Source organism: Parabacteroides sp. MSK.9.14 (assembly GCF_019041495.1).
GTDB lineage: Bacteria > Bacteroidota > Bacteroidia > Bacteroidales > Tannerellaceae > Parabacteroides > Parabacteroides merdae.
The window spans coordinates 139,258-160,285 of the sequence record NZ_JAHPXO010000001.1; the positions used below are offsets into that span (position 1 = coordinate 139,258).

General features: G+C 40.2%; 13 protein-coding genes. 12 read left to right on the top strand and 1 reads right to left on the bottom strand.

Annotated elements, in window-relative coordinates; all coding sequences use genetic code 11:
• The first annotated feature begins 321 nt into the window (after positions 1-321).
• Positions 322-1,866 (top strand): glycine--tRNA ligase, encoded by a 1,545-nt coding sequence (locus KTG12_RS00485; protein WP_005639655.1) that lies wholly within the window; start codon positions 322-324, stop codon positions 1,864-1,866.
• Between the two features lie 4 nt (positions 1,867-1,870).
• Entirely contained in the window at positions 1,871-2,437 is a 567-nt protein-coding gene (locus KTG12_RS00490) for an FKBP-type peptidyl-prolyl cis-trans isomerase (protein ID WP_005639657.1), read from the top strand.
• A gap of 66 nt (positions 2,438-2,503) precedes the next feature.
• Here the strand turns inward: KTG12_RS00490 and KTG12_RS00495 are convergent, their stop codons facing one another.
• Positions 2,504-3,091, bottom strand: coding sequence for a DUF417 family protein (locus KTG12_RS00495; RefSeq protein ID WP_005639659.1), 588 nt, complete (start codon positions 3,089-3,091; stop codon positions 2,504-2,506).
• A gap of 548 nt (positions 3,092-3,639) precedes the next feature.
• Here KTG12_RS00495 and KTG12_RS00500 point away from each other — a divergent pair.
• The 10 genes from KTG12_RS00500 (at position 3,640) to KTG12_RS00545 (ending at position 21,027) form a co-directional block, all read left to right on the top strand.
• Positions 3,640-4,227, top strand: a complete 588-nt coding sequence (locus KTG12_RS00500; RefSeq protein WP_005639663.1) for an RNA polymerase sigma-70 factor — start codon at positions 3,640-3,642, stop codon at positions 4,225-4,227.
• 73 nt (positions 4,228-4,300) lie between these two features.
• The gene (locus tag KTG12_RS00505; RefSeq protein WP_022321446.1) at positions 4,301-5,278 is read left to right on the top strand and encodes a FecR family protein; all 978 of its coding nucleotides are present in this window, start codon (positions 4,301-4,303) and stop codon (positions 5,276-5,278) included.
• 285 nt (positions 5,279-5,563) lie between these two features.
• Positions 5,564-8,980 (top strand): TonB-dependent receptor, encoded by a 3,417-nt coding sequence (locus tag KTG12_RS00510; RefSeq protein ID WP_138272596.1) that lies wholly within the window; start codon positions 5,564-5,566, stop codon positions 8,978-8,980.
• A 31-nt stretch (positions 8,981-9,011) separates the two neighbouring features.
• A complete protein-coding gene (locus KTG12_RS00515; protein ID WP_022321444.1) occupies positions 9,012-10,904 on the top strand; it encodes a RagB/SusD family nutrient uptake outer membrane protein in 1,893 nt (630 codons plus the stop codon).
• 105 nt (positions 10,905-11,009) lie between these two features.
• Positions 11,010-12,143 (top strand): metallophosphoesterase, encoded by a 1,134-nt coding sequence (locus tag KTG12_RS00520; protein ID WP_022321443.1) that lies wholly within the window; start codon positions 11,010-11,012, stop codon positions 12,141-12,143.
• Positions 12,144-12,232: 89 nt separating this feature from the next.
• The gene (locus KTG12_RS00525) at positions 12,233-13,255 is read left to right on the top strand and encodes an MBL fold metallo-hydrolase (RefSeq protein WP_240142651.1); all 1,023 of its coding nucleotides are present in this window, start codon (positions 12,233-12,235) and stop codon (positions 13,253-13,255) included.
• A gap of 742 nt (positions 13,256-13,997) precedes the next feature.
• Entirely contained in the window at positions 13,998-14,549 is a 552-nt protein-coding gene (locus tag KTG12_RS00530; protein ID WP_138272597.1) for an RNA polymerase sigma-70 factor, read from the top strand.
• 56 nt (positions 14,550-14,605) lie between these two features.
• Positions 14,606-15,655: a FecR family protein gene (locus KTG12_RS00535; protein ID WP_138272598.1), complete on the top strand. Its 1,050-nt coding sequence runs from the start codon at positions 14,606-14,608 to the stop codon at positions 15,653-15,655.
• 183 nt (positions 15,656-15,838) lie between these two features.
• The gene (locus KTG12_RS00540; RefSeq protein ID WP_155162475.1) at positions 15,839-19,246 is read left to right on the top strand and encodes a TonB-dependent receptor; all 3,408 of its coding nucleotides are present in this window, start codon (positions 15,839-15,841) and stop codon (positions 19,244-19,246) included.
• Positions 19,247-19,263: 17 nt separating this feature from the next.
• The gene (locus tag KTG12_RS00545; protein WP_155144323.1) at positions 19,264-21,027 is read left to right on the top strand and encodes a RagB/SusD family nutrient uptake outer membrane protein; all 1,764 of its coding nucleotides are present in this window, start codon (positions 19,264-19,266) and stop codon (positions 21,025-21,027) included.
• Position 21,028: the final 1 nt, after the last annotated feature.

Genomic DNA, 21,028 nt, shown 5'->3' on the forward strand with positions numbered 1-21,028 from the left:
TGTGGAATGTTTTATCTGTTTCCATGAGGAGAAAATAACTTTTCTCGCCAGTGAAAATTTGTTTTCTATGGGAAGAAACAAAAGATTCATGCCAATGGAACAAAATTTCCCCCTCTATGAAACTGCTCCGAAACGGGTAGCCGTTCGTCCTTACCAGGATAGGAGTTGGTTTCATTTAGCTGATGTTTCTTCGAAAATATCCTTATAAGATGCTGAAAATGCTACAGGTTACCAAAAAAATCATTTACTTTGCAAACTTAATAATGTGCCAATGCACAAAAATGGCACATTGGCACATTAATTAATTGGCAAATTATTATTATGGCACAAGAAGATGTATTTAAGAAATTAGTTTCGCACTGTAAAGAATACGGGTTTGTATTCCCCTCTTCAGAGATTTATGACGGTTTAGGAGCAGTGTACGATTATGGGCAGTATGGCGTAGAGTTGAAAAATAACATAAAGAAATACTGGTGGGACAGCATGACGTTGTTGCACGAAAATGTAGTCGGCATCGATTCGGCTATCTTTATGCACCCTACTATCTGGAAGGCATCCGGCCATGTCGACGCGTTCAATGACCCTCTGATCGATAACAAGGATTCCAAGAAACGCTATCGTGCCGATGTACTGATCGAAGATCACCTGGCGAAGATCGAGGAGAAGATAAATAAGGAAGTGGCCAAGGCTGCGAAGAAGTTTGGTGATGCTTTCGATGAAGCCCAGTTCCGCGCGACGAACGGACGCGTGCTTGAATATCAGGCTAAGTGGAACGAGATCCACGAACGCTACTCGAAAGACATGAATGATTCCAATTTCGAAGACCTGCGCCAGCTGATCCTGGATTGCGAAATCGTTTGCCCGATCTCCGGAACCCGTAACTGGACCGATGTCCGCCAGTTCAATTTGATGTTCTCTACGGAGATGGGTTCTACTTCAGACGGTGCCATGAAAGTATATCTGCGGCCGGAAACAGCACAGGGTATTTTCGTCAACTTCCTGAACGTACAGAAGACCGGCCGCATGAAAATACCTTTCGGTATCGCTCAGATCGGTAAGGCTTTCCGTAACGAGATCGTTGCCCGTCAGTTCATCTTCCGTATGCGCGAGTTCGAACAGATGGAAATGCAGTTCTTCGTTCGTCCTGGCGAAGAGATGGAATGGTTCAAGCAGTGGAAGGCTACTCGTCTGAAATGGCACCAGGCAATGGGATTGGGTAATGAAAAATATCGTTATCACGATCACGAAAAGCTGGCCCACTATGCAAATGCGGCTACTGATATCGAATTCGAAATGCCGTTCGGTTTCAAGGAAGTGGAAGGTATCCATAGCCGTACGAATTTCGACTTGAGTCAGCACGAAAAGTTTTCCGGCAAGAAAATCCAGTATTTCGACCCTGAACTGAACCAGAGCTATACTCCGTATGTAATCGAGACCTCTATCGGTGTAGACCGCGTGTTCTTGAGTGTGATGGCCGGTTCTTATTGCGAAGAGACATTGGAAAACGGCGAAACACGTGTTGTATTGAAGTTGCCCGCAGCGTTGGCGCCTATCAAGCTCGCCGTATTGCCGTTGGTGAAGAAAGACGGTCTGCCTGAAAAAGCTGAGGAGATCATGAAGATGTTGCGTTTCGATTTCCGTTGCCAGTATGACGAAAAAGATTCTATCGGCAAGCGCTATCGTCGCCAGGATGCTATCGGAACCCCGTACTGTATTACAGTTGACCACGATACTTTGAAGGATAATTGTGTCACGATCCGTTTCCGCGATACGATGGAACAGGAACGTGTGAGCATCGACAAGTTGCATGACATTATCTCCGAGAAGGTAAGCATGAAGAATTTATTAAAAAAGATAATGGAATAAACGCATGAAGAAATACCTGCATATCGCGTTGATGTTGTTGTGTGTCTTTGTTGTCTCTTCTTGCAAGGATGATGACGATGATACTGAAGCTGTTGAAAGAGAGGCTTATAAGTTGGAACAGGACATTGCCTTCCAGGCAAAAGTAAATGAAACCGGTTTTGTAAGATGGTATTCGGAAGCCGGTGATGGTTATGTTTGTGCCAAACTGATTGAAAAGGGGAATGGCAAGCAAGCCTATTTCAATAGCCGTGTCTCGGTCTACTATAAAGGTTCTTTGACAGATGGAACGGAGTTTGATGCCCGGTTGTTTGAAGACGGTACGCCCTTCAAGTGTGCGGTCAGTTCATACTATGCGAATTATTCGAACTCCAATCCGAATGGATATGGTTCCGTCATATCTGGTTGGACAGTTGCTTTGCAACATATGGTTGAAGGAGATAAATATGAGGTTTGGATTCCGCAGCAGCTAGCCTATGGCGCAAGCGACAACGGTGATATCCCGGCTTATTCGACTTTGATATTCGAAATCGAGCTGGTATCGGTGGATGAGCAGGCAGCTTCGGCAAGTTAAAAGTTGATTTATAAAAGAATAAAAAGGGGGTGGCTATACAATGTGTAGGCAACCCCTTTCTACTTTTTATTTCTTCTGTTTCAATATCCTCTGTGCACAGTCCGAGAACACTACGATCGCCCCGGCAATGATTGCCGTATCTTTTATTACTAGTCTGCCTGCCCCGGTCAGCAGTGGGAATCCATGTTCTCCGCTTCCCAAGTCCGGTACCCATACTTCAGGCGTCGTCACCAGGAAAGAGAGCGTTCCGATCGTCATGATAATAGCAAGTCCTGCACCTACCAGGCCGATTTTAGGGGAGAAAATACCTAAGAACGTCAGGATACCGATCGCCATGATCAGAATGCCTAACCCGTGCGAGAAGCCGTACGTGTTGTTTTCCACATGCCACTGATGTTTGGCCTCGTTGAATTCCCCCTCTTTTAGTTTATATTCTTTATATTCGGGAGCGCTTTTCGTATAGAAGAAGCTCATAAAAGGACTGTTCGCCACAAACGGCACGATACCTTCTGCTTCATAGTTATAGAATTTCAATCCTCCGATCCATACGAAGATGATCAGGATTGCCACGCGGATCAAGTTAATGCCCAACTTTTGAGTCGAAGCTGCAATGTTCAGGAAAGTGTAAAATAGATTACTTAATTTAGTCGTCATGTCTTTGCTGTTTTATATGTTTGTTTTATAATGCAAATATCGACCCATTGTGGCTTGCGGTAAATGGCAATTCTGCCGGATAACTTATCAATTTTCCCCGATCTGGTTATTTATAGGCAAAAGAAACCCCTATAAACAATTAAAGGCTGTCTCACGACAACCCCTAACCAAACTTTGTTAACCTTAAATCTAATACTATTATGAAAAAACCACAATACAAAGATACGGGTTTGTCCGAACTTGTCAAGAGCCAAGATGCTAAATAGTGTTGTAAGAGGTATAAGAAAAATTAATTGCAGATGAATAAGCCTTTTATTGAAAATAAAATTATCTTTGTCTGGAAATATAAAGAAAAACGTAGAAGCGTTTCGTATTATTCTTTGTTAGGAATCTGGTAAATTCATTGTACAAAAAGAATAATAGGCAAAAACGCTCGCGCTCCCATAGGGCGTGGGCTATTGCTTATTTGTTGTACAAGCTTACCAGAGCTCCTAACCGGATGAGACAATAGCTCCACGCTTTTTTACCACAAATAGAAAGAATACGATATGATGGAAGCGAAAATTGACATTGAAAAAGTCAGGAAAGGAGATCATGCTGCTTTTAAAACTTTCTTTGAATGTTTCTATCCTAAATTGATGGCGCTCGCTTGTCGTTTTGTAGATGAGCAGGTTGCCAAAGATTTGGTGCAAGAAGTCTTCACTTCCTATTGGGAACAGAAAAAGGTTATACAACCCGACAATATCCAATCTTTCCTTTTTAAATGGTTGCAAAATAGTTGCTTGAACCACATTAAACACCAGATGATTGTTGACGAGTACGAATCATGTGTTCGTATCGCTGAGGCGCGTATCGCTTTTTGGGGCGAATCCACCGACTCCAACGATGTCCTTAAGTCTGTTATAAATCAGGATTTGCGGGAAATCATAGAACTCTCCGTTAATAAACTGCCTCCCAAATGCGCACAGGCTTTCCGTCTGGCCTATTTCCATGATATCAGCCATAAGGAGATAGCCGAGATTATGGGAATCTCTCCCCGTACAGTCGAAGGACATATCCGGCAAGCACTTGCCTTCTTACGGAAAGATTTGAAAGGCCTTTTCCTGCTTATATTCCTGCTCTGCAACATAAATTGAATTTTTCTTTGTTTTTGACCACGTAGTACCTCCCGCTTCGATTGTCTTCTTTCTATAAGTACAATCAAAGAAGATGGACGAACAATTACTCATACGATTCCTTACGCATACCTGTACCTCGGAAGACCTCCGTTTAGTCGACCAATGGATCGCATCCGGCAAACCCAATGCTGACTGGCTGTTCGAAATGGAACGCATATGGAGTTTGAAGGATGAACTGCGATTCTCGGATAGGAGAGAGATAGAGGAGGCGTACAACCGTTTTACTCTTTCCCTGGGAAAGAGTAAAAATGCGAAACCGCATTTTTACATATATCCGATATTGAAATATGTGGCAGCTGTTATCATCATCGGATTATTAGGATTGAATCTTTATAAAATGGTTCAACCGGCAACTGTAGGCGAGAATACGGTAGAAGTGCCGAAAGGACAAAGAGCATCTCTAATGCTTTCCGATGGAACAAAGATCTGGTTGAATTCCCAAAGTAAACTTATTTACCCGACTCAATTCTCTGATAAGGAAAGGAATGTCCGGCTTGAAGGGGAGGCTTTTTTCGATGTGGCCCATAAGGAACATCTTCCTTTTGTCGTGCATTCACCTTTGCTGGCAATAAAGGTATTGGGAACGAAATTTAATGTAAAAGCTTACTTCGACGAAAAATCCGTTGTCACATTGGCAGAGGGAAAGGTTGAAGTGGAAACAAACGACTGTAAAAACAGATTGACTCTTAAACCAAACGAACAGGTTTCATATTCGGGAAGTTCCGGTTTGGCATTGGAGAAAAATATCAATACGAATACGGTTAAATTATGGATGAAAGGAGAAGGCGCTTTTATCCAATGTCGGCTTGATCATATTGTCCGTGATTTGGAACGGAAATTTGATGTGAAAATAGTTATAACGGATCATTCTTTAAGTTCTGAAGTTTTTACTTGCCGCTTTAAGGATACAGCTACAATTGAACAGGTTTTACATTTACTGAAAGAAACCAGGAGATTGGATTATTTATTTGAAGGGGAACAAATACGGATTTTCAAACCATTAAAATAAAAAGCCTATGGGAAAGGATTGATAAAAACGAAGGCTGAAGATAGGCCAATATCTTCAGCCGGGATTAAGCGAGTAACGCTTTAGCGAACCTAAATTTATTACTAACTAATCATTTACAAATGTATGCATTATATTATGAAAAATACGCCATGCGGTGTATATAAATCGTCATGGCTGCGAAAAAGTCTAAATATTATGAGATGTGTTATATTATTCATACTATTGGGAACCTTACAGTCTTTTGCTAATTTAAGCTATTCACAGTCGGTGAAATTGTCATTGAATATGGAAAATACGACCGTACAGGAGGTTCTCACTACTATTGAACAAAAAAGCGGTTTCTATTTCACGTATAATTTGGAACAGGTAAAAGTAACTCGTAAGGTTACTGTCAACTTTAAGGATAAGACAGTTCCCGAAGTATTGGATGAACTATTTGCAAAAGAGAATATCCATTATGTGATAAACGACAAGCATATTGCCTTATATAAAGGAAACGAAAGGCAAGTTGCTTTACAAGCAAAGAAAGATATAAAAGGTGTGGTAACGGATAAAAACGGAGAACCGATCCCCGGCGCCAATATCATTGAGAAAGGAAATCCTACCAATGGAACTATTACCGACGTCGATGGAAATTACACTTTGTCCGTATTCGGAAATTCCGTGTTGGTAGCTTCTTACATAGGATATAATAGAATTGAAATTCAGGTTAAGAACCGTTCTGTGGTCGATATTACATTATCGGAGGATACGCAAGCATTGGAAGAGGTTGTTGTCGTTGGCTATAGTACCCAGAAGAAAGTAAACCTGACCGGCTCGGTCTCCACTGTTAATTTCGAATCAATGTCATCGAGACCCGTCACCGATGCCTCTCAAGCTCTTAGCGGTGCTTCACCCGGCCTTCAGATCATGCAAAGTTCCGGACAACCTAATGCAGAGAGTTTTTCCTATAACATTCGCGGTGTGGGAACATTGAATTCTTCCAGCCCTCTTATTCTTGTTGATGGAATGGAACAAAGCATCAGTATGGTCAATCCTTCTGATATAGCCAATGTCTCTATCCTTAAAGATGCAGCTTCTTGTGCCATATATGGAAACCGTGGTGCTAACGGTGTTATCCTTATCACGACCAAAAACGGCACGGAAGGTAAAATTAGTGTGACGTATGATGGTACAGTCTCCTATAATGAACCTTTCAAAATTGTTCATACAATTTCGGATTATGTTCAGTATATGAAATTGATGAATGAATCATCTAATAACTTGGGAAACTCTGATATCTTTTCTCAGAGCTCTATTGATCTTTGGGAAGCCGCTAAAGCTGATCCTAACGGAATTTCTGCTTCGGGTTATCCGAACTATGTTGCTTATCCCAATACAGACTGGTGGGATGAGATTTATACGAAGCAATGGATGCAGAAGCACACGATTTCACTCAATGGGAAGGAGAAGAAAACAGGTTATTCAATGAGCTTTTCCTATATAGATAATCCGGGTATCATGAAGAATACGGGATATAATCGTTATATGGGACGTGTGAACTTGTATTCTGATATTACCGACTGGTTGCGGGTTGGAACTCGTACATCGGGAAATGTTACCGATCAAGAAGTCAGTGTTACCAGTTATAATGGGAGTAGTCATATCAATTCTATGAACACGGAAAAGATGGTTCCTTGTATATATCCGTATTATGATGGAAAATATGGTGCACCGGAAGGACCTGAAGAAGATCCACAATCGCATAACGGACTTTGGGATAATGTATTGAATGGGTTTGACAAATATTCGCAACTTTATACGGAGTGGTATGCTCAAGTCAAGTTTCTGAAGTATTTTACATATAATTTTGATTTTTATTATCAGGATCTTCGCCGGGAGCGAAAAGTATCGGACGCTTCCATTGGAAAGTTCAGTTTTTCTAAGGGAGCTTATTCAACAGGGGCCGATGACCCATCAACTCTTTATACTCGTATGTATTATACAAGGACGAATCGTACGAAGTTGAACCATTTACTTAATTATAACCAGTCTTTTGGTATTCATGATGTGTCGGCAATGGTTGGCTATGAGGAAGAAACGTATAATTACAGGGAGACAAATGTGAGTAAGTTGGGACTTACGGATGCCGCTGTAAATGACCTTGATGCTGCAACAACCCCTTACTCGACGGCTGGTTATGGGACTGAATACGCTGCCCGCTCGGTGTTCGGACGTGCGAATTATGCTTATAAGAGCAGATATTTACTTGAGTTTAACTTGCGTTATGATGGCTCGTCGAGATTTGCTCCCGATTATCGTTGGGGCGCTTTCCCTTCTTTCTCGGCTGGTTGGCGTATGAATGAAGAGTCGTGGCTTAAACCGGTACAGTGGCTGACAAACTTAAAGCTTCGTGCTTCTTGGGGTAAACTGGGCAACAATGCAATCGGCAACTATGATTGGCAGTCTGTCTATTCGGCGGCAAATTATTCTACCGGTCAAGCTTTGACAAGTGGTATCGCCATCACTTCTATTGCCAATGCCGCTCTTACTTGGGAAGAGACAGCCGTTACCAATGCCGGTCTTGATTTTGGTTTCTTTGATAATAAATTGAACGGTAATATAGATGTTTATAATAAGTTGACGACCGGAATTCTGTACACGCCTGATATGTATATGGTAATGGGGAATGCGACTGCTCCGAAAGCCAATATTGCGGAAGTTACGAACAGGGGTGTTGAATTGGAGCTTGGATGGAGAGATAATATCGGCAAGGATTTCAGCTATAGCATTAAAGGCCAGTTCTCTTTTAATAAAAACTTTGTCAGCAAATATAAAGGTAAATTGGAAAGGGGATGGAATAAAGAACATACGGAATATTCCACCAATATAGGAGATGTTTCTACCGGTAGCACTACGAGAGTCATCGAAGGACGTCAGATTAATGAGTTTTATCTTCCTAATGTGTATAACGGAAACGGCTCGTATTTCAATGCCGACGGTACGGTCAATATAAATGGTGGCCCTAAAGATGGCATGATCCGTACGGAAAACGATATGCAATGGCTTCAAGCCATGCAAGCGGCAGGTTATACTTTCCAACCTTATAATAATATTGCTAAAAATGCACTTTGGTATGGCGAGTATATTTATGCGGATGCGAATGGGGATGGAGTTTATGGTAATTCATATGATTCTGAATTTCAGGGAACTTCAACAACCCCTAAATATAATTTTGGTATCCAGGCCAGTGCAAATTGGAAAGATTTCGATTTTTCTATGACTTGGGGCGGATCTGCCGGATTTAGCATTTACTACTATGGCAAGGCAAGGAATTCGAGTGAAACGACTTATGGCTACGCGATTCCGGATGCGGTAGCGGATGACCATTATTTCTATGATCCTGAAAATCCTTCGGATCCGAGAACCAATCTGTCTTCAAAACAACCTCGTTTGGTCAATGTGTCAGGGGCTCAGAGTTCAGCAAGTTCTTCGCTTCATCTGGAAAAAGGGAATTTCATTAAACTTAGAAATTTGACTTTAGGATATACAATGCCTAAAAGCATTTCTAAAAAGTTCTATGTTGAAAGGCTTCGCGTATATGCTTCGGGGGAGAATCTGTTTGCGATTACCGGCTTCTCCGGTATGGATCCGGAAATGCGTGTTAGTATGGGATATTCTACCATGCGTCAGTATGCCTTCGGTATTAATCTAACATTTTAATTATTTTGGAAACAGCTAATATATTGAGAATATGAAAAAATTATTTAGAAAAATAGCTATCATCGGAACTTTATCGGGCATGTTATTCGGTTTGGAAGGGTGTACCGGCGATCTTCTTGATACATCTCCAAGTTATAGTTTCTCGAGTTCGAATGTATGGACCAGCCCTATCTTGGCCCGTGCGGCTGTGATGGGGGTTTATAATGAACTGTATGAGAAATTCTCTAAGAATTACGATAGTCCTTCTATCGGTATTCCGTTTGATGCCTGGTCGTCCGTAATGGATATCGATATGAACTGGAAGAATAATTGTTTCGTGATTTCCGGTTCTTGTACGCCTTCGAATGGAAATGTAGGTAATCATTATAAATATTATTATACGGTTGTGTATAGGGCTAATGATGTTATCAACAACATTGATAATGTCCCGGAAATGGATGACAGCGAGAAAGCACGATTGAAAGCCGAATGTAAATTTCTGCGGGCTTGGGCATATTATCATTTGAATGTCTTGTGGAGAGGTGTTCCTATCTATATGGAAAATGTGGAGAGTTCGGAAGCAACCAAAGCGCGTTCATCGGAAGCTGAGGTATGGGAGCAAATTCTTTCAGATCTTACGGATTGTATTAATGAGCCTAATCTTCCTGGTAAATATGCTCAAGGTAATAGTAGTTATGGACGTATAACAAAAGGTGCTGCTTATGCTTTTAGAGGTTATACTTATCAGTTTATGGGAGATTATGCTAAGGCTCTTGCAGACTTTGAAGCGATTGAAGGGCTTGGATATGCACTTTACAGTCCGAGTAATGGCGTAAAAGGAAACAGAGATTTCTTTCAGCTCTTTAAACCGGCTAATGAGCAATGTGATGAGATGATTTTTTCAGTACAGTGTGTTGAGACAAGTGGGATGGGAAACCCGAGAGGAATCAATTATGGTAATCGTTGTACGGGTGGTTCTGCTTGGAACAATTATCTCCCGAATCCTGCTTTTGTGGAAATGTACGAGTGTGCGGATGGCTCCGAATTTGATTGGGAAAAATATTGTCCCGGATGGCATTCGATGACTCCCCAGGAAAGGGTTGCTTTCTTTCTGCGTGACGGACTTCAATCCGGTAAAGGAGAGTGGGGAACAACTGAAGCAACTTCTAATTATCAGGCTCTTTATAATAATATGGTTTCTTATGGTGCCGATATGAGCAAATATTTGGATCAAGGGAACGAGGCGAGAATACGCCAGGCATATGAAGATCGTGATCCGCGCCTGATGCAGTCGATTATAACTCCTTACTCGACTTACGACGGGAATCAGGCAGGTGTGGGAAATCATACCTGGACCCTCCGTTGGCCGTACATTCTGGATGCTGGAGAGCCTTATGACATCCGTACTGATACAAATTCTAAATTTTATTATCTTTGGAGGAAATATGTAACAGAGAATGATGAATGTACGACTCGTTGGGTCTATTCCGAAGATATTATACTCTGCCGTTATGCTGAAATTCTTCTTAGGCGGGCTGAATGCTTGAATGAGCTGGGCAGGACAAGTGAGGCTGTTGCTTTTGTAAATAGGGTAAGACAGCGTGTCGGGCATGTTCTTCTTAATGATCAGGCTTATCCTGCGACTATTGTGAGCGGGCAGGAGGATATGCGGCAACGCATTCGGAAAGAGTTTTATGTTGAACTTGGCGGTGAGGATTCTATGTTCTTTAACGAGCTTCGCTGGGGTACATGGTACGACAGGAAGTTTAAAGATCATTCTTCCGGACAGGTAGGAGAACTTAATACGAATGGTTTGATGCAGATTTGGGGAGAGACTACTTACAAGCATCTTAGCGTTGGTGAACAGATAAAGATTTGGCCGATCCCTGCAAAGGAAAGGGAGATGAACTCAAATCTTACGCAGAATCCAGGCTGGCAGGATTAGTCTGCAAAATGTGAATAACGAAAATAAGGGGTATAAAATGAAAGGTTTTATACCTCTTATCTTAAATCAAGATTATATTTTTACATCATATAAAAGAACCATATCATGAAACGAAGAGCATTTCTAACAATTAGTGCAACATCACTTGCCGGTTTGGCATTTGGAAACCGATTGTCCTCTTTCTCTGAATCGAACTTGGAGAAAAAATATTCGATCGTATTGTTAGGCGATACACACTTTGATACGGAACCGGCCAGTGTGTATCATGCAGACTATAATGAACCGGTAGAATGGTTGAACCGGGTGCAACGTGCTGAATTTGCCCGTAATGGGGAGATGTGGCGGGAGCGTTGCCCTTTGTTACTAAAACGGGCTGCCCAACTGATTGGTTCTGATACCAAAATGGTATTTCAATTGGGCGACTTGATTCAAGGAGATTGCGGTAATCCGGAGGTCCACAAGAAAATGTTAGAGGACGTGATGAACCGTTTTAAGTCAGAACTTCATGGTTTGCCTTTTGTGACTGTAACGGGTAATCATGATATCCGCGGAACGAACGCAAAAGAGGCTTATCATGCCTATATGCCGGAACGGATGTCTGAGGAATTGGGAAAGTCCATTACGCATACGAACTTTTTTTTCACGATCGGCGATGATGCATATATTGTACTGGATTTCAATGATCCGGATGATACACTCATTGATCAGATGCTAAAAGAGTGTGAAGGAGCCCGACATACATTCGTATTGACCCACGGTCCGGTTCTGCCCTATGACGGAGGAAGTTGCCGATGGTTCTTCCACGGGGGAAAGTCGGCTGAAGAGACTGCTGCGCGTAGACATTTTCGTAAAGTATTTGCCCAGCGGAACGCTTTGTGTATCTGTGGACACATTCATACGACAGAATTGGCTGATTGGTATGGGGATGGTGGTCGCATTACACAAATGACGGTTAATAGCGTCTGGTCTAAACCGGAATTAGGAACCTATTCTTGTACGTCGGATCAGCCGCGGGATTACGGTGATATTCACGAAATGGCTAAATCCAAGAAAAAAGAGGATGGATCCAAATATGAGGATGACAGTGGGCTGTTGAATGAATATAAGCTAGGTTTGAAAACCTATATCCGTTCGACTTCGGCTGGCTCTTATAAAATGAATGTTTCTGATCGGCATGTGACTATCGATTTCTACGCTGGTAATTCACAGAAGATTAGTAAACATTTCGTGTTGAGGTGATAAACGCGTACTCATCCGGATATGGCTTTATTGAATGTGACACGAAAGTAGGGTGAAATTTCACGAGCGAAAAGTAAATAATTATTCAAATGAGAAAGAGTGTATTTTTATTGTCATTGTTTGTTTTGCCATTGTATATGTTGTTACAAGCGCAGGAAAAAACGACACCTTTTTGGGGTAAGCAGGAAGTGTATCTGATTAATCAAACTGAAAAAACTTTTCATCTGGTAGATGCTCTCTTAAAAGAGAACCTTCCTTCTTCCGGTAATCCGGCATTGGCTCGTAAAGCAGCATTGCAATTATTGGATGGTATATTCCATGATACGTGTTTGGATGGTAGTGAAACGCTTTCGCGGTTTATGGAATCTCGTTTGAGCGGACTTTTGGAAGACATGCAGAAACCTTTGGAAGAGGGTATGAAAGTGTATAAACTCTATAATGACGGGTTTATCGTAAAGACAAAAAGTGTCACTGTCGCTTTTGACTTGTACCGTGGGGGAGCGATGAAGAAATCTCCTTCTTTGATTTCGGATAAAACGATGCAAGCTATTGTTGCCCGGTGCGACATTATGTTCCTTTCTCATAATCATCCGGACCATATAGATCCGGTTGTCGTAAAGATGTTTACAGATATGGGAAAACAGGTGATTGCTCCGAACAATAGTTTGGTAGGAAATGAATTGGTGACCCACATTCGTTCAGAGCAGATTATCGATAGGGAATTTAAAACAGAGGGGGGCAAGCTGGATGTAAAAATATTGCCGGGGCATCAAAGTGAACTGATTAACAATATCCATGTCGTGACGACTCCTGAAGGTTTTACTTTCGCACAGACGGGTGACCAATATAATGAAGAGGACTTGACGTGGTTATTGGATGTGAAAACAAAAATTCCTGCATTGGATGTTTTGCTGATCAATTGTTGGGCGAATCGTTTGTCCGATACGATTGAAGGGTTTGATCCAAAACTCGTGATTACGGGGTATGAAAATGAATTAGGACATACGATTGATCATCGTGAGTCCTATTGGACTTCATTTATTAAATTGGAAGACGTTAAAAAGCCCAGTTGCTTAATGACGTGGGGAGAGGTCTATTGGTATAAACGATAGCTTGATTTCCTATTCAATATCATCCGGATTCCTGCGTATTCAGGAATCCGGATAAGGTGCTATGTGGATTCCGTTTTTTAAATAGAAGTTGGTCTGTTTTCATTAGTCAGGAACAACTTGCTATATCACAAATTACAATAACCCCTTTTTGTCTCCTTTTTCTATTTTACTTGAAATTTCAGTTTGTTTTCATCTTACTTTTTGCTCTGATTCCGATACTCAGGGTTGACGACAAACGTTATGAAGTGGGCATATTGTCCGAATCTCGGCTCAGTATTGTTAGTCAAAACGGATAAAATCAACAATGTGATACACCTCAACTCCCGGAGAATCGGATATTTGCAGGCAAGATCGAGGTAGGGACCATTTGCGGAAAGAGTTTTTTCCCTCCTTCCCACTGTGAGGTGCGCAGAAATTTACCGCGACGACCGTCTTCGTGGCGATGAAGTCCCTTGTTATGGCGATGACGACCGTCTTTGTGGTGATAAACGGTAAATAGAGAGCGAAAACCTCGTCTTGTCCAAGAAAAAATTAGTAGAATGTTAAATAACCCTTTAATTACAATAAGGGGGTGGAAGAAAAGATGCCAATTGGTAGAGATTTGCTTTACTCAACATAAGGTAAACCTGCTTCTTTTAATTGTTAAAAAGCCCCCTTAAAATAAAAATAGAACCTTCCCGTAAGTAAATATCCCGGATAAATCGTCTATACTTGTAGAAACGTTTCTTTGTTAGCATGTGTTATGGATAGACCGAAGGAGGATGATCGAGAGTTGATTCAGTTCAAGGAGTTATATAAATCAATTGCTCCAATGCTGATTTTCTACGCTGGAAAGTATGTAAATGCTGTTACTGCAGAGGATTTGGTGCAGGATGTGTTTCTTAAAGTTTGGCAAAAGAGGACTTTTTTGTTCTTGAAAGAAGGGATTAAAACTTATTTGTATCGCTCCGTTCAGCATGCCTGTTTGGATTATCTGAAGCATCAGGAGGTAAAAGGTGATTATATTAATGCCGTCACTACCAAATTAAAAATAGAAGAGATATATTACAATGACGATCCGCAATCCTTGTTTGCGGAAGACGAGCGCCTGGAGCTTATCTATAAAGAGATAGATAAGTTGCCGGATAAGTGTCGTGAAATCTTTACAATGTCCTATCTGGAAGAACGAAAAACTTCGGAAATAGCTGTACTGCTTAATATTTCCACTCGTACGGTGGAGGTACAACTTTATAAGGCATTGAAGATTTTACGGGGTATTTTGCTTAGCTGTTTGATTTTTCTTTCAAATTTTTGAAAATTGCGTAAGTAGATCTGAAGAGATAATCGTGTATAATATAAACGAACATCGGAATGTCTGAAAAATATAACATAGAAGAATTAATAGTCCGCTTCCTGCAGCAGGATATAAATGAGGATGAGCTTCGTTACCTGAAGTCCTGGCTGGAAGAAGATGTGGAACATAAGTCTTATTTCTTCGAGCTGAAAGGTATTTCGGATTCCAGTCGTCGTTCTTTTTTCTCGAAGGAAGGCTTGAACGAAACAAGCTGGCAGAAAATGTATGCCCGCATAGAGAAATTGCAGGAGAAGGAACCTTCTCGGGATAAATTACGGACACGTAATTTATGGATTTCATGGGTAAAATATGCAGCGATCGTCATACTGGCTGTCGGATTAGGTTGGGGAATTCATGCATTTTATGGAAAGGTAGAATCTTCTTACCTGGCGGAAGAAAATGTAGTATATAACGAGATACATGTTCGGAAAGGAGGGCGTGCCAATACGGTAATCCTTTCTGATGGAACAAAAGTCGTATTGAATGCTGCAACGACGTTCAAGTATCCGACCAGTTTCAATGGGAAAAACCGGCAGGTTTACCTGGATGGCGAAGCTTATTTCGAGGTGACTAAAAATGAAGAAAAACCTTTCGTTGTAAAATTGAATAAACAGGATATAACGGTATTGGGTACGACCTTCAATGTGCAGGCTTATGAAAACGAGTCTTATAGCGTGGTTACGCTTTTGAGCGGCCGGATTATGCTGGAGGCTTTCAATGAGTTCAGCGAATCCACGGGGCGTATGTTTATGAAGCCTAACCAGTGCGCCTTGGCCGATAACGAGAGCGGATCGATTTCGTTGTCCGAAGTGAATGCTTCTCTGACGAATGCTTGGATAAACGGCGAGTATAAATTTAAGGACGAACCTTTATCGTCTATAGTCAAACGTCTGGAGAATTATTATGATGTACGGATCCATTTGGATGATCCTCGTCTGGAACAGATCCGGTATACCGGGACGTTTTCGTTGGATCAGGATATTCTGGACGTGTTCCGTATTATTGATTACGAGAAACAGTTTGTTTTCAAACGGATAAAGAAAGACATATTCATAATAAGCAAATAAATTGTAGAACCTCTAAATCTGATTGCCTATGTACAAAGTTCCGACCTTTTAAAAACAGAATCGGAAAATGGTTGCGACATTTCCCGATTCAAGACTTATTTTTAATTAGTTAACCGATCTCTTTCGCTCTCGTCTGGAAAACTCTGCGAATGAGACAATTTAATAACAAAAACATCCAAATGTATGAAAAAGAAACGAGATGACAGTGTTTCATTGTCACTAAAAGTAACACGTATCATGAAAATAACACTAATACTTATATTAGTAGGAGTTATTCAAGTATCTGCTACAACGTACGCACAGGAACATCGGATTTCTGTATCTGTGAAAAACGGAACTTTCTACGATGTCGTTTCACAGATCGAAAGACAATCTGAATTTATGTTTTTCTATAAGAGTGAGGAGATAGATGGTAATCAGCGAATCAACTTAAATGCAAAAAATAAATTGGTTTCAGAAATACTGGATGAAATTACCAAAAATAATAATTTGACTTATAAAGTAACAGGTAAACATATTATTATCACGAAAACAGCAATAACCTCTCAGATAACTAAAGAAATTGTGGGGGTAGTTACAGATGAAAGAGGTGAGCCAATTGTAGGAGCGAATGTGGTTGAAAAAGGAACAAGCAACGGTACGATAACGGATTTAGAGGGGAAATTCTCGTTAACAGTATCTGAAAAGTCTGTGCTGATAGTTTCTTATATTGGTTATAATACTCAAGATGTGACAGTAACGTCGAAGACCGTATATAATATTCAGCTAGAAGAAGATTCTCAAGCATTGGATGAGGTTGTCGTGGTTGGATATGGTACACAAAAGAAAGTTAACCTGACGGGTTCAGTGGCATCTGTTAGTTCTGATGAAATTAAAGATCGTGTACAGACAGATGTATTAAGTTCTATCCAAGGAACGGTTCCTGGCGTTACTATCGTATCTCGCCCAGGGAAAGATGTGTCTATTAATTTTCGTGGTCGTGGTAACTTGGGAACATCGGAACCTCTTTATGTGATAGACGGAGCAATTGCTGATGCAACTTTCTTTTCTAATTTGGATCCAAATAGTATAGAGAGTATTTCTTTTTTAAAAGATGCAGCCTCTTCAGCTATTTATGGTTCACGTGCTGCATACGGAGTCGTATTAGTTACGACAAAACAAGGAAAAGACGGGCGAATGGAAGTCTCTTATAGTGGTATGGTTGGAATGAAGGCTCCGACTTATACACAGGATTTGGTTAATTCATGGGAATATGCCGAACTATATAATGAGGCCTTATACAACACAAATCCTTCTGCCGGTAAAAATCAGGGATACTCAGATGAAGAAATAAATTTGTTTAGGAACGGGACAAAACCGGATTTATATCCAAATACGAATTGGGTGGATTTATTATTTGATGACTGGACTGTCACGACAAAACATTCTTTGAATTTTTCAGGAGGAACAAAAAAATTACGTTATTTCGCAGGATTAGGTTATGTTTATGATACGGAGAATATACGAAACAGAGATACGCGTCGATATAATTTAAATTTGAATGTAGCATCTGATGTAACCGATTGGTTAACGTTTAGAGGAAGTGTGAAATATATACAGCGTAATAAAGATGTCGATGGAGGAACACCTTCCTTTGACAATATATTAATTGTTCCCAGTACGTTTGTAGCCCGTCAGTCTACGGGTGAGTGGGGATCTGTCGAATCAGGACATGAGGCAAGTGGTACATTTGTTGGTGGAAACCCGTTGCGGGCTTATAGTACGAATGATTGGAGCAAAAATACAATTGAGAATTCAATGTATGAATTGGGATTCGATTTAAAACCTTTGAAAGATCTGGTTATTACGGGACAAGGCACTTATAAGTCGTATGAATATAAAAATAAGGCTTATGTGAGTTTAAAGGATGATGTTCCAAGTTTTCTTAATCCAGGTACAGTGATAGGTGGTACGGGTAATACAACTAACTCGATGGAAGTTAATTGGAAAAAACATAGTTTTTTAACTTACACTGGAATGGCTAATTATAGCTTGACGAAAAATATTCATTCACTTTCGGTTTTAGCTGGAGTATCTTATGAACATTATCAAGAAGAGACATTAATGGCTTCCCGACAAGATTTTCCTGCAGATTCTTTTAGTGATTTGTCGGCAGGTGCGACTTCTGGGGCATTGTATCAAAATGGTTCTAGTATGCAAGAATATAAAATGTTTTCTTATTTTGGACGTATCAATTATACGTTGATGGATCGGTATCTGTTTGAAGCGAATTTTAGAGCAGATGCTTCTTCTCGTTTCTACGCGGATAATCGTTGGGGGTATTTTCCTTCGTTTTCTATGGGATGGAGGATTAGTGAAGAGCCATTTATGAAAAGTATGCGTCATATTATCGATAATTTAAAATTTCGTGTTTCTTATGGTACTTTGGGAAATATTAATAATGTGGGTAATTATGATTATTTCCAAAATTATTCGGGGACCGGTTATTATTCTTTTGACGATACATCGGCCAAAGTAATTAAGGAGTCAAAGCCTGCTAATCCTTCGTTGAGTTGGGAAAAAGTAGCATTGACTGATATTGGTTTGGATTTCGATTTGTGGAATGGTAAACTGAGTGGTACAGCTGATTATTATATTAAAAATACGAGTGATATATTGCTTGCTTATAATGTTCCATTGGAAACAGGTATATCAAATGCACCTTCACAAAATGTAGCAAAAGTTCGTAATAGAGGTTTTGAATTCGCATTGACACATCGCAATACAATAGGTGAGGTTTCTTATATGGTTAGCGCAAATATTGCGACGAATAATAATGAAATAACGGATCTATCTTCTTCAAATGACATTATTAATAACTTGGAAAATGGTCATGGTGTAGCTAAATATATTTTACGAGAAGGAGAGTCTATCGGTTCTTTCTATGGTTTTGAAAGTGATGGTTTGTACACGCAGGAAGAGATTGATGCTGGACATTATTATACTTATGGAGGTGTAACACCGAATGCTGGTGATACGAAATTTGTTCCTCAGCGAGAATTGGATTGGGGTGAAGAAATTACAGATAGTGACCGTACAATTATCGGTTGTGAAGTTCCTGATTTTACTTATGGGATTAACCTTTCAGTTAATTATAAAAACTTTGAGTTTTCTATATTTGGACAAGGTATCTGTGGGGCAGATGTTGCTTTTGAGGTTTATCAGGTACACCCGTTTTTTCATGGACAAGATAATCCGAGGAGATACCATATGGGTAGATGGAGTGAGGAAAATCCTAATCCTCATGCAATTTATCCCAGAATTTATACGGCAAGTAGCCCCCATACTACTTATAATAGGGCATTTAATGATTATCATGTATTTGATGCGGATTATTTCCGTTTTAAAACAATGACTATCGGATATAATATACCCAGGAATATAGTCTCACGTTTGGGTATGTCTTCGTTAAAAGTCTATTTAACTGGGGAAAATCTATTTACGATTCGTGCAGATCATAAGATGAAAGATTTTGATCCAGAAGCAACAAGTAGTACGGTTCGTGCCTTAGGTAGCAAATCTTTGGCATTGGGAGTGAATGTTTCATTTTAATAGGAGGAAATTGGTTTATGAAATTATATATAAAAAATTTGATTCTGTTTTGTTCATTAGTGAGTGTGTTGACATCTTGTGATTTGGATGTTGTACCGCCGGCTGAAATTTCTGCAGAGAATTTCTGGAAAACGGAGAAGGATGCGTGGTATGCATTGAATGGTTGTTATCAATCTATGCCTGCTGTGGATATTTGGGATGAAATGTGTACGGATAATGCGCATAGTCATAAACCGTGGGAAGGGAATATGGAAATGGTTCAACAAAATGGCATTAATACGGCGGCTCCTTATGGAAATTATGATTTTAATGCTATTCGAACTGCAAATACATATATTGCTCGTGTCGACGAGTGCGATATGAGTGAAGAACTAAAAGTCAGGACAAAGGCTGAAGCACGTTTTTTTAGAGCTTTTGCATATTTGACCTTGACGCAATATTTTGGTAAGGTGGCTATAGTTACAGAAGAATTACCTTATGATGCTTCGACAATTGCTCGTAATTCTGTGGAAGAAGTTCGTAATTTTATATTAACAGAGTTAGCGGAGGTTGCTGAAATATTACCAGAAAGTTATAGCGGTGGATTTATGAATGAAATAGGGCGTGTAACGCGATATGCAGCTTTAGCATTGCGTTCTCGGGCCGCACTGTATTTTGGTAATTATGAAGAAGCAGAGAAATCAGCAAAAGCAGTGATAGACAGCGGTAAATATTCATTGTTTAAATTGACTTCACTGAATGCGGCTCAAGAGCAAGAGGCTGAGGAGATGGACTTGTATATAGACTTCGCTGAACTAGGAATTGATAAAGATAAATTTATAAAGGGCATGTTCAGCTACGAAGCTCTTTGGCAAGGTGCAAACGCGACACCTGCAAATCCTGAATATGTTTTGACTCATGAATATATGGGTGATCCGAATGCTTATGATCAATATCGTTATACTTATTTTATTCCGTTATCAATGTCTATTCAAAATGGTTATTCTTCTTTTGAACCAATGCAAGATTTGGTGGATGCTTATTGGAAAGTAGATGGAAAAACACTTCCGGAAAAGATTCAAGTAGATGCTCGTAAGGCCAATTATGAGAAAATTTGGAATTATGCAAAAAATTTGAGTGAAGAAGATTATAAAACGTTTGCTACCAGTCCAGAGTTGATGTCTTATGATTATATGAAAGAATTTAAGAATCGTGATAGTCGTTTGTATGTGACATTGATGTTTCCGTTTAAAGGATGGCATGAAACAGCTGTGGGAGAGTTTTATTATAAGTGGAATCCTGATGTAATCAATAAGGACGGAAATGAATCTTGGACCGGTTTCAGTTATCGAAAAATGGTTGCTTGGGAACCTTATATCGCGAGTGTATATGGGTCTGCAGATGATTATCCGACCATTCGTTATGCAGAAGTTTTGTTGACGTTTGCAGAAGCTCATTTAATGACAACAGGATATGATGATCAGGTTCGTTTTGCATTGAATCAACTACGTGACCGTTGTGGTATGCCAGATGTTCCAGAATCTTTAGGAACACAGGAAGCAATAGATTTTTTGCGAAATGAAAGACGCATTGAGCTAGCTGTGGAAGGTCATCGTTATGATGATGTCAGGCGTTATGGTAATGAATATTGCCAAAAGTATCTGCAAGGTCCGTCGACTGCTCCGAATGGTGCAGTTGTGGTTGATAAAAAGTGGAATGAACGTTTGATGCTGATGCCAATACCCACTACGGCTATAGATGTAAATCCGTTGTTGAAAGAAGACCAAAATCCAGGATATTAAA